The sequence below is a fragment of the Streptomyces sp. NPDC019443 genome, from assembly GCF_044389785.1.
In the GTDB taxonomy this organism is placed as follows: Bacteria; Actinomycetota; Actinomycetes; order Streptomycetales; family Streptomycetaceae; genus Streptomyces.
The window spans coordinates 513,501-528,192 of sequence record NZ_JBIRYJ010000005.1 but is presented as its reverse complement, the minus strand read 5'-3'; the positions used below and the strand labels follow the sequence as shown (position 1 = coordinate 528,192).

At 70.4% G+C, this 14,692-nt stretch carries 15 protein-coding genes and 1 pseudogene; 8 read left to right on the top strand and 8 right to left on the bottom strand.

The features are described from left to right. Positions 1-17: 17 nt before the first annotated feature. Entirely contained in the window at positions 18-416 is a 399-nt protein-coding gene (locus ACH492_RS19770; protein WP_307664257.1) for an ectoine synthase, read from the top strand. A gap of 3 nt (positions 417-419) precedes the next feature. Beyond that, positions 420-1,316 carry an ectoine hydroxylase gene (gene thpD, locus ACH492_RS19765; RefSeq protein ID WP_398988204.1) on the top strand — a complete coding sequence of 299 codons (897 nt, stop codon included), beginning with the start codon at positions 420-422 and terminating at the stop codon, positions 1,314-1,316. A 69-nt stretch (positions 1,317-1,385) separates the two neighbouring features. On the opposite strand, the gene ACH492_RS19760 is transcribed toward thpD, so the two are convergent. Beyond that, positions 1,386-2,453: an alkene reductase gene (locus tag ACH492_RS19760; protein ID WP_398988202.1), complete on the bottom strand. Its 1,068-nt coding sequence runs from the start codon at positions 2,451-2,453 to the stop codon at positions 1,386-1,388. A 137-nt stretch (positions 2,454-2,590) separates the two neighbouring features. On the opposite strand from ACH492_RS19760, the gene ACH492_RS19755 reads away from it, so the two are divergent. Continuing rightward, complete coding sequence (locus tag ACH492_RS19755) at positions 2,591-3,094, top strand: MarR family winged helix-turn-helix transcriptional regulator (RefSeq protein ID WP_398988200.1); 504 nt, start codon at positions 2,591-2,593, stop codon at positions 3,092-3,094. Between the two features lie 73 nt (positions 3,095-3,167). On the opposite strand, the gene ACH492_RS19750 is transcribed toward ACH492_RS19755, so the two are convergent. From ACH492_RS19750 to ACH492_RS19735, 4 genes and pseudogenes are all read right to left on the bottom strand, one after another. Continuing rightward, positions 3,168-3,644, bottom strand: coding sequence for a GNAT family N-acetyltransferase (locus ACH492_RS19750; RefSeq protein ID WP_398988198.1), 477 nt, complete (start codon positions 3,642-3,644; stop codon positions 3,168-3,170). A gap of 9 nt (positions 3,645-3,653) precedes the next feature. After that, complete coding sequence (locus ACH492_RS19745) at positions 3,654-4,736, bottom strand: aminotransferase class V-fold PLP-dependent enzyme (protein ID WP_398988196.1); 1,083 nt, start codon at positions 4,734-4,736, stop codon at positions 3,654-3,656. An 87-nt stretch (positions 4,737-4,823) separates the two neighbouring features. Next, on the bottom strand, positions 4,824-5,537 hold the full coding sequence (locus ACH492_RS19740; RefSeq protein ID WP_398988390.1) for a DsbA family oxidoreductase: 714 nt from the start codon (positions 5,535-5,537) through the stop codon (positions 4,824-4,826). A 114-nt stretch (positions 5,538-5,651) separates the two neighbouring features. Continuing rightward, positions 5,652-6,537: pseudogene (locus ACH492_RS19735) on the bottom strand (hypothetical protein). 339 nt (positions 6,538-6,876) lie between these two features. Between ACH492_RS19735 and ACH492_RS19730 the strand changes: the two are divergent. Further along, positions 6,877-7,977 (top strand): pentapeptide repeat-containing protein, encoded by a 1,101-nt coding sequence (locus ACH492_RS19730; RefSeq protein ID WP_398988388.1) that lies wholly within the window; start codon positions 6,877-6,879, stop codon positions 7,975-7,977. A 13-nt stretch (positions 7,978-7,990) separates the two neighbouring features. Here ACH492_RS19730 and ACH492_RS19725 read toward each other — a convergent pair whose 3' ends face one another. From ACH492_RS19725 to ACH492_RS19715, 3 genes are all read right to left on the bottom strand, one after another. Further along, complete coding sequence (locus ACH492_RS19725; protein WP_398988194.1) at positions 7,991-8,461, bottom strand: GNAT family N-acetyltransferase; 471 nt, start codon at positions 8,459-8,461, stop codon at positions 7,991-7,993. 139 nt (positions 8,462-8,600) lie between these two features. Beyond that, the gene (locus tag ACH492_RS19720; protein ID WP_398988192.1) at positions 8,601-9,215 is read right to left on the bottom strand and encodes a DUF1349 domain-containing protein; all 615 of its coding nucleotides are present in this window, start codon (positions 9,213-9,215) and stop codon (positions 8,601-8,603) included. Positions 9,216-9,220: 5 nt separating this feature from the next. Continuing rightward, positions 9,221-10,759 (bottom strand): aldehyde dehydrogenase (NADP(+)), encoded by a 1,539-nt coding sequence (locus tag ACH492_RS19715; protein ID WP_398988190.1) that lies wholly within the window; start codon positions 10,757-10,759, stop codon positions 9,221-9,223. Between the two features lie 131 nt (positions 10,760-10,890). On the opposite strand from ACH492_RS19715, the gene ACH492_RS19710 reads away from it, so the two are divergent. The 4 genes from ACH492_RS19710 to ACH492_RS19695 all read left to right on the top strand — a co-directional run bounded on the left by ACH492_RS19710 (position 10,891) and on the right by ACH492_RS19695 (position 14,687). Continuing rightward, positions 10,891-11,661 carry an IclR family transcriptional regulator gene (locus ACH492_RS19710; protein WP_398988188.1) on the top strand — a complete coding sequence of 257 codons (771 nt, stop codon included), beginning with the start codon at positions 10,891-10,893 and terminating at the stop codon, positions 11,659-11,661. 130 nt (positions 11,662-11,791) lie between these two features. Continuing rightward, a complete protein-coding gene (locus tag ACH492_RS19705; RefSeq protein ID WP_398988186.1) occupies positions 11,792-12,781 on the top strand; it encodes a hypothetical protein in 990 nt (329 codons plus the stop codon). Continuing rightward, positions 12,778-14,034, top strand: coding sequence for a sensor histidine kinase (locus ACH492_RS19700; protein WP_398988184.1), 1,257 nt, complete (start codon positions 12,778-12,780; stop codon positions 14,032-14,034). The genes ACH492_RS19705 and ACH492_RS19700 overlap by 4 nt, the downstream gene beginning before the upstream one ends. Beyond that, positions 14,031-14,687: a response regulator gene (locus ACH492_RS19695; RefSeq protein ID WP_398988182.1), complete on the top strand. Its 657-nt coding sequence runs from the start codon at positions 14,031-14,033 to the stop codon at positions 14,685-14,687. Before ACH492_RS19700 ends, ACH492_RS19695 begins: the two co-directional genes overlap by 4 nt. Positions 14,688-14,692: the final 5 nt, after the last annotated feature.

Genomic DNA, 14,692 nt, shown 5'->3' with positions numbered 1-14,692 from the left:
AAAGGCAACAACTCACCGTGATTGTCCGATCGTTCAAGGACATCGAGAACACCGACCGCCATGTGAAGGCGGCGTCCGGGACCTGGGAGAGCAAGCGCATCGTGCTCGCCAAGGAGAAGGTCGGCTTCTCGCTCCACGAGACCGTGCTGTACGCGGGTACGGAGACGTCGATGTGGTACGCGAACCACATCGAGGCCGTGCTCTGCGTGGAGGGCGAGGCCGAACTCACCAACGACGAGACCGGCGAGACGCACTGGATCGAGCCCGGCACGATGTATCTGCTCGACGGCCATGAGCGCCACACCATGCGTCCCAAGACCGATTTCCGCTGTGTCTGCGTCTTCAACCCGCCCGTCACCGGACGGGAGGACCACGACGAGAACGGCATCTATCCGCTGCTCACCGAGGAGGGCTGATCCATGACCACCGCCGCTGTACGCACCGACCTGTACCCGACTCGTGGCGTGAACGAGGTGACGACCCCGCGCCAGGACCCCGTGGTCTGGTCGGCGCCCGGCGCGCCGGGGCCGATCGCCCCCTCCGGGCTGATGGAGTTCGAGCGTGACGGCTTCCTCACCGTCGACGAGCTGATCTCGCAGGACGAAGTCGCGCTCTACCGCACCGAGCTGGACCGGCTGATCGCCGATCCCGCCGTACGGGCCGACGAGCGCTCGATCATCGAGCCGAAGTCTCAGGACGTGCGCTCGGTCTTCGAGGTGCACAGGGTCAGCGAGATCTTCGCCTCTCTGGTGCGCGACGAGCGGGTGGTGGGCAGGGCCCGGCAGATCCTCGGCTCGGACGTGTACGTCCACCAGTCCCGTATCAATGTGAAGCCGGGCTTCGGCGCCTCGGGCTTCTACTGGCACTCGGACTTCGAGACCTGGCACGCCGAGGACGGTCTGCCGAACATGCGCACCGTCTCGGTCTCGATCGCGCTGACCGAGAACCTCGACACCAACGGCGGGCTGATGATCATGCCCGGGTCGCACAAGACGTTCCTGGGGTGCGCGGGCGAGACACCGCAGGACAACTACAAGAAGTCCCTGCAGATGCAGGACGCGGGCACGCCCTCCGACGCGGCGCTGACGCGGTTCGCCGACCGGCACGGCATCCGGCTGTTCACCGGCAGGGCCGGGTCCGCGACCTGGTTCGACTGCAACTGCATGCACGGCTCCGGGGACAACATCACCCCGTACCCGCGCAGCAATGTCTTCATCGTCTTCAACAGCGTGGAGAACGCGGCGGTCAAGCCTTTCGCGGCGCCGGTGCCCAGGCCGTCGTTCATCGGGGCGCGGGACTTCACGCCGGTACGCTAGCCCGTCCTGTTACGAATGGGCCGGGCGCCCCTCGCGGAGAGGGGCGCCCGGCCCTTTCGTACAACCGCCTTACAGGGCCGGGTAGTCGGTGTAGCCCTTGTCGTCACCGCCGAAGAACGTGGCCGTGTCCGGGGTGTTGTACGGGCCTTCGGCCTTGAGCCTGACGGGCAGGTCCGGGTTGGCCAGGAACAGCGAGCCGAAGGCGAGGATGTCGGCGATACCGTCCTCGATCAGCTCCAGCGCCCTGTGGTCGGTCGGCCCCTCGGTCGCCGGGTTGAGGATGAACGTGCCGCTGAACTGCTTGCGCAGCGCGAGCGTGACGTCCCTGAGCCCCGGGACCATCTCGACGATGTGCAGATAGCCGAGGCCCAGCGGCTCCAGCTCCCTGACCAGCGCGGGGTAGACCGTCTCCGGGTCGGTCTCGGCGATGTCGTTGTACGGGTTGCCGGGAGAGATCCGCAGTCCGGTCCGCTCGGCACCGATCGCCGCGGCCACGGCCTGCGTCACCTCGACGGCGAAGCGGATGCGGTTCTCGACGGAGCCGCCCCACTCGTCGGTGCGCAGGTTGGTGTTGGGGGCGAGGAACTGGTGGATGAGGTAGCCGTTGGCGCCGTGCAGCTCGACGCCGTCGAATCCGGCCTCGATGGCGTTGCGGGACGCCTCGACGAACTCGCCGACGACGGCGCGTACTTCGTCGCCGGACAGCTCGCGCGGGGCGATGAAGTCCTTGGGACCCTCGTGTGTGAAGAGCTGACCCGCGGCGGCGACAGCGGACGGGGCCACGCTCACCTGGCCGTCCGGGAAGAGCACCGGGTGGCCGATGCGTCCGGCGTGCATGATCTGGGCGAAGATCTTCCCGCCCTTGGCGTGGACGGCGTCGGTGACCTTGCGCCAGGCGGCCACCTGCTCGGCGCTGTGCAGGCCCGGGGTGTCCGGGTAGCCCCGGCCGACGACCGAGGGCTGGATGCCCTCGGTGATGATCAGGCCTGCCGAGGCGCGCTGGACGTAGTACTCCACGGTGGAGTCGGTGACCGTGAGGCCCTCGCCGTGCGCCCGGCTACGGGTCATCGGCGCCATGGCGATGCGGTTGCCGAGCTGTGTGCCGGACAGGTCGATCGGGTCGAATGCGGTGGTCATGAAGAGCTCCCCAGAATTTATGTGGTCGGCCAAGTAATCGCGTCGAGAGCCACTGTAGACCATTAATTGGCCGACCAAGGTAAAGTTTTTGGGGACACTGTCCATCAGACAGTCGCCACCCCTCCCGAGGAGGCCCGATGAAACCCGAGACCGCGGCCGACCCGGTCTGTACCGAGCCGCTGCCGAGCTCCGCGCTGGCCGGGCCCGTCAGCCATGCCGTCTCCCGGGTCGCCCGGCTGCACCGTATGGCGGCGGGCAAGCTGCTCAGGGGAGCCGGCCTCTACCCGGGGCAGGAGTTCGTGATGATGCACCTGTGGGACGCGGGCCCGGTGCGCCAGTCTGAGCTGATCAAGGCCGTCGAGCTCGACCCCTCCACGGTGACGAAGATGCTCCAGCGTCTGGAGCAGGCCGGCCACGTCCGCCGCTGCCCCGACCCGGGCGACCGGCGCGCGGTGCTCGTCGAGGCCACGGAGGAGAGCTGCGCACTGCACTCCGCGGTGGAGGCGGCCTGGGCGGATCTGGAGGAGCACACGCTCGCGGGGCTCGACCCGGACGAGCGCAGGGAGCTGACCCGGCTGCTCGGGAAGGTCGAGGAGAACCTCTGCGTCCAGACGGCGGACTGCCCCGGCCTTCGGGCGTAGGTCGTAGATGATCGCCGGGGACTGTGCGGCGAGGCTTTGGAGGGCGGCGCCCCCGGCATCCGGTCCGGTGCTCTCAGACCCCGGTCAGGTCCAGCACGCCGACGACCTGCTCACCGCTCTTCTCCCCGGTCAGCCGGAACCCGAGCCCCAGATAGAACTGCTCGGGTCCGTGCTCCCCCAGCCCCCAGGTCGTCGTCACACGCGTCTGCCCACGCCTCCGGACTTCCTCGCACACAGACTCCACAGCGAAGCGGCCGTACCCACGGCCCTGTTGACCGGCAGCGATGTTCAGCCGCCAGAGGCCACTGCGGGGCGTGTCATCCGGGTTGTCCGGGTCGAAGCGGACCATGAAGAAGGCCATCACGAAACCGACGAGCAGCTCGCCGTCGAAGATCAATCGGGGCCAGGCGATCTCGGGTTGCACATACGCCTCGGCGAGTGACCGCGCGACCGGGGCCACGAACTCCTCCTGCTCAGGCCGCACTTTCAACCGGCACGCGTCGAGAACGTTGTCCGGTGTGACCTCTTCCAGGCGAAGTGACGAAGACATGCCGACACCCTATCGACCGCCTCCGTGACGGGCTGTTCCGCTCCAGTCGGCAAGGCGGTCCAGTACCCGTTCAACATCGGCTGCGGAGTTGTACAGATGGAACGCGGCGCGCAAGTTGCCCGCGCGATCGGACACGACGATCCCCACGCGGGCCAGTTCCGGCACGCGGTCCCCGAGGCCGGGTACGGCGACGATCGCCGAGTCGCCCGGGAGCGGCTCGTACCCCAGATCCGTAAGCCCCGCCCTGAACTGCCGGGCGAGCGCGGTGTCATGGGCGTGCACCGCCTCGATCCCGATCTCCTCCAACAGCGCCAGCGACTGTTCGGCCGCGTGGTACGCGAGGAAGGACGGGGGCTCGTCGTAGCGGCGGGCCGAGCGTGCGAGCTCCTCGATCGGGCCGTACATCTTCTCGGTCTCGGCGGCGAAGGGGCCGGCGTGCAGGGGCGGCACCGACTCCTGCGCCTCCTCCGTCACCGTGAGGAAGGAGACACCGCGGGGGCAGAGCAGGAACTTGAATCCGCCGGTGACCGTGAAGTCCCAGGCGCCCGCGTCCAGCGGCAGCCAGCCCGCGGACTGGCTGGTGTCGAGAAGAGTACGGGCCCCGTGCGTGGCCGCCGCGGCCCGCACCGCCGCCAGATCCGCGACCCGGCCGTCGGCGGACTGCACCGCGGAGAAGGCCACCAGCGCGGTGCCCGGCCGTACCGCGTCGGCGAGCGCGTCCAGCGGCGCGTAGCGCAGCTTGAGGTCGCCGCGCACGGTGAAGGGCGTGACGACGGAGGAGAACTCACCCTCCGGGAACAGGACCTCCGCGCCGGGCGGCAGCGAGGCCGCGATCAGCCCCGCATGCACCGAGACCGAGCCTCCGGCGGCGACCCGGTCTTCGTTCAGGCCGCTGAGCCGGGCGAAGGACCGGCGGGCGGCGTTCATCGCGGAGTAGTCCCCGGCGCCACCGGGTCGTCCGGCGGCCAGCTCGTCGGCGAGCGTCTTCACCGCCTGGACTGCCCGCCGCGGCAGCCGCCCGCAGCTCGCAGTGTTCAGATACGTCGTCCCGGGCGCGAACTCGGCGCCGGCCAGCGTGCGAAGGGTCTCCATGGGATCACCCTCCGATGCCCCGCAGCTGTGGTCAATCACGAATTGCTGCGGGGCACCGTTCAGCTGTGCTCGACAGTCGGTGTGCCGTCAGGACGCGGTCTGCGGGACCTCGCAGGAACCGTCGGCGTCACAGGCGGCGGCGTCGGTGCCGATCGGGGTGATCGCCCGGCCCTGCCAGGCCTGCTCCAGCGCCTGCGTGAAGACTTCGGCGGGCTGGCCGCCGGAGACCCCGTAGCGGCGGTCGAGTACGAAGAAGGGCACCCCGGTCGCGCCGAGCTCGGCGGCCTCGCGCTCGTCGGCCCGCACGTCGTCGGCGTACGCCGTCTCGTCGGCGAGGACCGCCCGGGCCTCGTCCGCGTCCAGACCGGCCTCGACCGCGAGATCCAGGAGGAACTCGGCATCGAAGACGGACCGCTCGTCGGCGAAGTTCGCCCGGTAGGCGAGGTCCAGCAGCTGGTCCTGGCGGCCACGGGCCTTGGCCAGGTGCAGCAGCCGGTGGATGTCGAAGGTGTTCCCGTGATCACGGCCCTCGGTCCGGTACTCGAGCCCCTCGGAGCGGGCATTGGAGGCGACGTGCTCCTCCATGGCCCGGGCCTCGTCGAGGGTGCGGCCGTACTTCTTCGCCAGCAACTCGACCACGGGAGCGGTGCCGTGCTTGGCCCGGCTCGGGTCCAGCTCGAAGGAGCGGTGGACCACCTCGATCTCGTCGCGGTGGGCGAAGGCCGCGAGTCCCTTCTCGAAGCGTGCCTTGCCGATGTAGCACCAGGGGCAGGCGATGTCGCTCCAGATCTCGACGCGCATCTTCTTCATCACTCCAGGCTCGTCCGGTGCGGAGGCCACCTCCGCCAAGAGGTGAACGCGCACCGGGACCGGCGCATTCCGGCCCTGGCCAATGTGCGCCTCGCCGGGGCGGGACTATTGCTCTGCGAAGATCTCCTCTGCGCAGGATGCGGTGATCGCCCGGGCGAGCCACTGCCGCAGGATCTCGGGATCGCCGCAGCTGGTGATGCGTTCGCGGGCGTCCACGGGAACGGCGATGTCGCGCTGCTCGAGCAGGAGCAGGATGCTCTGCGCGATGCCCTGGGCGCGGCCTTCCGCGCGGCCTTCGTCTCGGATCTCTTCCGAGAGGGGTGAGGTGTAGAAGGAGAGGTCCACGGCCACCAGGTTCCTCCAGTGTTGTGCGGCCGGGAGTCCACCCAGGCCTTGTGCTGTGAGTTCCACGATGGGGTCTGCGACGGTCTCCGGCGTGTCCCGCAGTGCGGTGGACAGTGCCTTGAGTATGGCACCGATGTCCGGATCCGCGGCGTGTGTGACGGCGGACAGGGTGGCGAGTGCCAGGTCCTTCCCGGGCCTCGGCCGTGTTGGTGATCCGCGGCATGTTGTGAGGGCCTGCGACGAGTGGGCGCAGGGTGAGGGCGGGCCACTGGGGCGGGCCGATGTGGGTGGTGCGGGAGGCCCATTCGGCGGTGGTGCGGTCCTGGCAGACGACCAGCAGGAGGGGCTGGAGTTGGTACTTCGTGTACAGGTAGGACAGGTAGTAGGCCCAGCTGGCGGGTTTGGCCGGGTCCTTCTTGCCCTGGGCTTCGACAGCGAGGAGGAGCGAGTCGCCGTCCTCGGTGTCGAGTCGTAACAGGGTGTCGACGCGGCGTTCGACCGGCCGTGCCTCGGTGAGATCGGTGGGCAGGACGGTGACCGAGGTGGGTGGGGCGAAGGCGACGCCCAGCACTTCGGAGACCCGGCAGAAGAGTCCGGGGTACTCCTGGAAGATGCGGTGCATCGCCTCGTGAGGTGAGCTGACCATGCGGGTCCTTGTCGGTACGGGTTGGTGCGAGTCGTGCGGCAGAGGTGCCAATGGCACATGCCGATGGCAACTCTCGTGGCGAGCCTAAGAAGGCAAGGCGGTCTTGGCGCGGGGAGGTTGAGGCAACTCACTCGCAGGAGTGTGCGTGTTCGATGTGCCTGGCCTCGGCTCCGTCGGGACGAGGTCCGTACAGGTAGGGCGCCCGGACCCAGCGGTCGTGTGGGCGGGCCGCACGCGCACACGGGGGTGTTCCGCCCTGCTCTAGGATCAGGTCCTTGTCGATTCGGGGGAGTTATGCGAAGGCGTCGGGACCGAAGGGCTCGGCTGCATGCCGTGACGATGGTCGGGGCGAGCGCGGCGGGTCTGGCCCTGCTGGCGGTGGTGGTGTTGCTCCTGCCGGGCCTCGTGGTTGATCACGACCTGGCAGGCGCGAGCATTGCGCCGAAGGATCGGCTGGGCGCGGTGAACAACGTCCGGACCACGCTGCTGCAAGCCGTAGGCGGCATAGCGATCCTCGTCGGAGCGTACGTGACCTGGCGTCAATTGCGGGTCAGCCAAGAGGGGTTGAACGCGACGCGGGAAGGTCAGATCACCGACCGCTTCGGGCAGGCGGTGGAGCAGACCGGGAGCGACAAGCTCGACGTGCGCATCGGCGGCCTGTACGCGCTGTGGCGGGTGGCGGACCACTCCGACCGGGACCGTGAAGCGGTCATCGCCATCATGGCTGCGTTCATCCGGACCCATCTGCCCTGGCCGGGAGCGGAAACGGTATCGCACGCGCCTGCGGCGGATGCGCCGATCAATTCCGTCCTGCCGTTGGAGACACGGACTCCGGATGCTCAGGTGGCGCTGACCTGCCTGGGAGTCCTGTGTGAGGGTCGTCGGCCCGAATGGCTCAGCCTCATTGCCACCGACCTTCGGCGGGCCGACTGCGACGGGCTGCATCTGCAGGGAGTCATCCTCGACCGGGCCTGCCTGGAGGCGGCAAGCATCTTCCGCGTGGATCTGACCCGGGCGTCACTGGCCGGAGCCGTCCTCAGACACGCCGAGCTGGCGACATCAATTCTCCGGTTCTCCCGGTGTGTTGCCGCCGATCTGCGAGGAGCGCGGCTGGTCGAAACAGACCTGGAGGGTGCCGATTTCACCGGTGCGGACCTGCGGGAAGCCGATCTGGGCAACGCCCGAGCAGCCAACGCCTCGTTCCGTCAGGCGGATCTCTCGATGGCTGATCTGCGCGGAGCCGACCTGAGCACCGCGGATCTGCGGGAGGCGCGGCTGGAGGGAGCCCGAGCAAGTGCTCGTACTCTCTGGCCGGCCGGCATCGACGCCTCACAGGCCGGCGTCACCATGGCCGAGGATCGGGACGACGAGGATCTGTCCTTCGCCCTGTCCGGCTTTACGCTGCGAACAGATCTTCCGCCGTTGCGCTCGTATCCGTAACTGCTTACAGGAATTAGGCGCGCGGCACCGCGAAGCGCAGCACCAGGTGGTCCCCCGCGCGCGGCTCGTCCGGGTCCGGGAGCCAGCCCTGGCGGGCGTAGAAGGACTGGGCGCGCGTGTTGTGTTCGAAGACCTCCAGACGGGCCGAGTCCACGCCCGCGCGCTGCCAGGCCTCGACGCAGGCGGCGTGCAGGGCGGTGCCGATGCCGTCGCGCCAGCGCTTGGGGTCGACGTGGAGCTGGGTGAGGGTCATGGCGCCGTCCACCTCGCGGGAGACGGCGACCCCCGCGACCGCCCCGTCCCGTACGGCGCACAGCACCGCTCCCCGCTCGATCGCCGTGGTCCAGCCTGCGCGGGTGCGGGCGTGCTCGGCGGGGCTGTCGAAGGCCTCGTCGGGGATGTGGCCGCGGTAGTAGGTCGCGCGCGCTTCGGCGTGCAGGGTGGCGATGGCGTCCAGGTCGTCAGGGGTGGCGATTCTGATCATGCTGGTGGGGACGCGGCGGAGCCTGGCCGAGGTTCCAGCCGGTCCACGGCCGGGTCGTCGTGGATGGCCTGCAGCGCGGCGGTGATGCCCCGGTCGCGCAGACCCGCCGCCCAGCCGTCCGGGGCGTCCGTGTCTGAGATCAGGAGCCGTCGCGCAGGCCCGCCGGCCAGTTCGGGCGGTACTCGATCCGGTCGAAGGTGACCACGCATCCCTCTCCCACCGGTGACTGGGCCATGAACCCGACCAGTGCCGCGCCCGCCTTCTCCTCGTCGCCCAGGGCGAAGATCCGTACGAAGGTCCAGTGTTCGCCGTCCGTCGACGCATGGAAGGCGAATGCCTTACCGGTGCGGCTGATCCGCAGCCAGGCGCTGTCGCCGTCCACCACGAAGGAGTTGGCGTCGTCGGAGTGGCCGCGGGTGACGACCGTGCAGATGGTGGGCTTGTCCGGGGAGAGTTCCAGACAGAGCTTGGCCCACTCCCGCTCGCCGACGTGCAGATAGAGCACGCCGGCGTCGAAGGCCGCGGTGAAGCCGACGGTGACCCGCGCGATGAGCTGGAAGTCGCCCTCCGGCGCGCCGAGCAGGCGCGGCGCGTCGGAGACGGGGTCCAGGGCTTCACCCGCGGGCGGCACGAAGAGGTCCTGCCGGGCTCCCGCCCAGCCGGTGAGCACGCCCTTGTCGTACGACCAGTTGGCCTCGGGACCGTACGGGCGCAGTGGGAAGGGCAGTTCGGTCAGGTCGATCGGGTCGGTCACGACGCTCAGCTTCCCGGAGTTTCCCGGCGGCCGTCCACCCGACGCGGCAGACCGAGCGGGTTGTCGTCGCGCAGCTCGGGCGGCAGCAGCGCCTCGGGCGTCGTCTGATACGTGACCGGGCGCAGCCAGCGCTCGATCGCGGTGGCGCCGACCGAGGTGAAGGTGGAGGTGGTGGCCGGGTAGGGGCCGCCGTGGTGCTGGGCGGGGGCGACAGCGACGCCGGTCGGCCAGCCGCCGACGAGCACGCGGCCCGCGAGCGGGGTGAGTTCGGCGAGCAGTTCGGCGCCCCTGCCATCGCCTTCGGCCTCGCCGGAGGAGAGGTGCAGGGTGGCGGTGAGGTTGCCGGGGAGTCGGCCGAGCACCGCGGTGATCTCGGCCTCCGACTCGTAGCGGGCGACGACGGTGACCGGGCCGAAGCACTCTTCGAGCAGCAGGTCGTGCGGCCCTTCGGCGGCCAGCAGCCGTGCCGGTACGGACAGGAAGCCGGCGCTCACGGTGTGCTCGCCGCCGGCGCCGGGGGTGATCGGGGCCTCCACGTCGGACAGTTCGGCCCGTTCCCGTACGCCCTCGACAAAGGCCGAGCGCATCCGGTGGTCGAGCATCACGCCGGGCTCGGTCTCGCTGACCGCGGCCGTCAGGGACTTGAGCAGCCGGTCGCCCGCGTCGCCCGCGGGGGCCAGAACGAAGCCGGGCTTGGTGCAGAACTGCCCCTCCCCCAGGGTCATCGAGCCCGCGAGCCCGGCCCCGAGCTGCTCGGCCCGCTCCCCGGCGGCCGCCTCGGTGACGACGACGGGGTTGAGCGAGCCGAGTTCGCCGTGGAAGGGGATGGGTGCGGGCCGGGCGGCCGCGGCGTCGAAGAGGGCGCGCCCGCCGCGTACCGAACCGGTGAAGCCCGCGGCCGCCACCAGCGGGTGCCTGACCAGTTCGATGCCCGCCTCGAAGCCGTGCACGAGGATCACGACGTCCTCGGGCAGACCGACGCGCTGGGCGGCCCTGCGCAGGACGGACGCGCAGAGTTCCGAGGTGCCGGGGTGGTCGGGGTGCGCCTTGACGACGACGGGGCAGCCGGCCGCGAGGGCGCTGGCGGTGTCGCCGCCGGGCACGGAGAAGGCGAGCGGGAAGTTGCTCGCGGCGTATACGGCGACGACGCCGAGGGGGATCCTGTAGCGGCGCAGATCCGGCCAGGGCGGGGTCCTGGAGCCGTCCTCGTGGTCGATGCGGATGTCGAGGAAGGCACCCTCGTCGACGATCTCGGCGAAGGCGCGCAACTGGGCGGTGGTGCGGGCGAGTTCACCGGTGAGACGGGTGGGGCCGAGCGCGGTCTCGGCGTCGGCGGCCTCGATGACGTACTCGCTCGCCTCGTCGAGCAGGTCGGCGGCGGTACGGAGCAGGAGCGCGCGTACACTCCGGTCGGCGAGAGCGGGGCGGGCGGCGTGTGCGGCGCGGACCGCGTTGTCGATCTCCTCGACCGTGGACTCGACCGCAACCTGCTCACGCGGGTTCCCGGTTCGGGGGTCGACACTCCAGACTGGTGCTGCTGCCACCGCGGCTTCCTTCCCGGTCTACTGCCACCCATCAGGGGTTTTGTTCGGTATTCTGAACAGCATTCCTGATGGTGAATGTGTGGGGACTCTATTTCCGGGCGTTCTGCGCGGTCAAGAAGGGGCGAAGAGCAATGTCAACTGCGGATTCCGGTGGAGCTCAGGTCAAGTCCGCGGTGCGGACGGTGGAATTGCTCGAATACTTCGCCGGGCGCCCCGGCATGCACTCTCTCGCCGCGGTCCAGGAGGCCGTCGGCTACCCCAAGTCCAGCCTCTACATGCTGCTGCGCACCCTGGTCGAGCTCGGCTGGGTGGAGACGGACGCGACGGGCACGCGGTACGGCATCGGCGTACGGGCTCTGCTGGTGGGCACCTCGTACATCGACGGCGACGAGGTCGTGGCGGCCGCCCGGCCCACCCTGGACCGGCTCTCCGACGACACCACGGAAACCATCCACCTCGCGCGCCTCGACGGCACCAATGTCGTCTATCTCGCCACCCGCCAGTCGCAGCACTATCTGCGCCCCTTCACCCGCGTCGGCCGCCGGCTGCCCGCGCACTCCACCTCGCTGGGCAAGGCGCTGCTCGCCACCCACAGCGACGAGCAGGTGCGCAAGATGCTGCCGGAGACCCTGGCGTCGCTGACCGAGCACACCATCACCGACCGCGAGAAGCTCATCGAGGAACTGCATCTGATCCGCGAGCAGGGCTACGCCGTGGACCGCGAGGAGAACACTCTCGGGCTGCGCTGCTTCGGCATCGCGATTCCGTACCGCACGCCGGCGCGGGACGCGATCAGCTGCTCGGTGCCGGTGGCTCGGCTCACCCCGGGCCATGAGCAGATGATCAAGGACGCGCTCTTCGACGCACGTGACCGGCTGACGCTGGCGACCCGGAGGCTGTGAACCGTTCCTAGAGACTGAGCGGGAGTGAGTCCTTGAAGACCCCCGCAAGGCCCCTTCTCCGCCGTGCGGCGGAGGAGGATCGTCGCCAGGCGTGATTTGCTCAGGGCGCTCGCCCGGGAGCGTAGGGGTCATGACACAGACACCGCTCGCTCCCGTCTCGGGGCCCTCCGTTCCGCTTCGCGCCCCGCGTGTGCGTGGGGTGCTGCGCACCGTCACCGTCGCCTCCTGCGTCCCGTATCTCTCGCTCAAGATCGCCTGGATCGCGGGCAGCCGGATCGGCATCCCCGACGACAGCGTGCTGCTGGAGCACCGCGGTCTGATCGCCGTCGCCAACAGCGTCACCGTCCTGATGGACGGCGCCGTCATCGTCCTGGCGCTCCTGCTCACCCAGGACTGGGGACGGCGGGTGCCCGGCTGGCTGCTTGCCACGCCCATGTGGATCGCGGGCGGTCTGCTCGCCCCGATCATGGTCGGCTTCCCGGTCCAGCTGCTGACCCACGCCGTCACCGGAGCCCGGACCCGGCCGGCCGGGGACGAACCCTTCCTCGACGAGTGGGTCTTCGGGGTCGTCTACACGGGCTTCATCGTCCAGGGCCTTGCCCTTGGAACTCTTTTCGTGCTGTACGCCCGGGAGCGCTGGGGCCATGTGTGGCGCGGCCGGATCTGGGACCTGCCCACGGCCGCCACTGGGTGGACGCTGAAGGTGACCGCCGTGGCCGCCGCCGTGCTCGCGCTCTTCCCCGCAACGATGCGCCTGCTGTGGGCCTGCGGCGCGACGACCGGTCTGAGCGGCGCGCGGATCGAGCAGCGTACGGCCGACTTTTATGTACTCGAAGGGATCAGCGCCCTTTTCGTGGTCGTCGCCGTGGCCGGAGCGCTGCTGCTCGCCTTCCGCCCGGCCCCCGCACTGCCGCTGAAGACTCCGCTGGCCATGGCCTGGCTGGGCTCGGGCGCGGTGGGCTGCTGGGGCATCTGGCTGCTGATCGCCGCGGTGCTGCCGGGCGCCGAAGAAGGCGAGCGGGCAACGGGGTTGATGGCCCTGACCTACGCTGGGGGCATGATCGTCGGTCTGCTCGTCATCACCGGGACGGCCTCGTTCCTACGGCGGCGCGGCGCGTGAAGAGAGCGCTCAAGGCGTCCGCCAGGGCGCTGTTCGGGACACGGGCCTGGCTTCGCTGGCTCCATCTGATCCTGGGCGGCGCCCTGTTGATGCCGTACTGGCTGGTGGGCACGGTGATCGTCGGCCCGCTCGTCGGTGCCAAGGACATGTTCTCCGACTCCCTCGCCCTCCAGTTCGGCGCGTACGGCATCGCGCTGCCGATAGCCGCGGTGACCGCGCTGTTGTTCCCGCTCACCAGACCGCTGGCGGTCGCCCTGGCGAAGGCCCTGTGTGGGGTGCCCGCGGAGCGGTTCGCGGAGGGGCCGACGCGCTCGCGGGCCGCGCGGCTGCGGGCCTCGGGCTGGTTCACGCTGCATGCGGGAATCGGCGCGCTGATCGGCGGCGCCTCGCTCGCGCTGCCGCCGTTCGCGGTGACGTTGATCCTGCTGCCGCTCTCGGGCGGGCTCAGGGACTGGGCCATGGTCCCCGACTACCTCGACCACCCCTGGGGACTGGCCCTGTGCCCGTTCGCCGGGCTCGCCATGCTGATCGCACTCGCGTCCTGTGCGGCGGCGGCCGGGGCACTGCTGGCCCGCCAGGCGCCGGTCCTTCTCGGCCCCACCCCCGCGGACCGGCTGGCCGCCGCGGAGCGCCGGGCCACCGAACTGGCCGAGCGCAACCGGCTCGCCCGCGAGCTGCACGACTCGGTGGGCCACGCCCTGAGCGCCGTCACCCTGCAGGCGGGCGCGGCCCGCAGGGTCCTGGACAGCGATCCGGGTTTCGTACGGGAGGCACTGGCCGCGATCGAGGAGACCACCCGGCGCACGGTGGGCGAACTCGACTCCGTACTGGGCCTGTTGCGCCAGGGCGACGACCACACCACCCAGCTCGACGGACCGACCCTGGACACCCTGGACGGACTGCTCGCGCGCAGTGGCGTCCCGGTGTCGCTCACCGCCGACGGCGAACTGGCCGCCGTCCCCGCGCCCGTCTCGCGCGAGGCGTACCGCATCGTCCAGGAGGGGCTGAGCAACGCCCTGCGTCACGCCGGGGCGTCCCCCGTGTCCCTATGGATCGCCCTGCGCGGCGAGGAGTTGGAGATCACGATGAAGAATCCGCTGCCCGAGAGGGCCCCGGCAGTCCGCCCGGGAGGCGGCCGCGGAGTGCGGGGCATCGCCGAGCGGGCCGCGCTGCTCGGCGGGCACGCGCAGGCCGGTCCTGAAGGCGCGGTGTGGCGGCTGTCCGCCCGGCTCCCGCTGGCGGGCCGCCGATGAGCGCGATCCGGGTCGTCCTCGCCGACGACGAGCGGATGGTGCGTACGGCGCTGCGCGTCATCCTGGACGCCGAGCCCGACCTGGAGGTCGTGGGCGAGGCGGCGACCGGCGCGGAGGCGGTGTCGGTGGTGCGCGAGCTGCGCCCCGACGTGGTTCTGATGGATGTACGGATGCCGGAGATCGACGGCATCAGGGCCACCGAGCAGATCCTGGGCACGCTCGCGGAGCCACCGCGCATCGTGGTGGTGACGACGTTCGAGAACGACTCCTATGTGTACGACGCGCTGCGCGCCGGAGCCGCCGGCTTTCTGCTCAAGCGGGCCGCGGCGGAGGATCTCGTCCAGGCGGTCCGGCTGGTGGCCCGCAGCGACTCGCTGCTGTTCCCGTCGGCCGTGCGTTCGCTGGCCGCCGGGTACGGCCGCCGGGAGCCGGCCGCTCCCCCGCCGTGGGCGGCGCGGCTGACCGGGCGCGAGAGAGAGGTGCTGCGGTTGATGGCGACGGGGCTGACGAACGCGGAGATCGCCGGGCGGATGGGCGTGGGTCCCGCGACGGCGAAGACGCATGTGGCGTCGGTCCTCGCGAAGACGGGCGCCCGGGACCGTACCCAGGCGGTGATCGCGGCGTACGAGTCGGGGTTCATCTCGCCGCGCTGAGACCC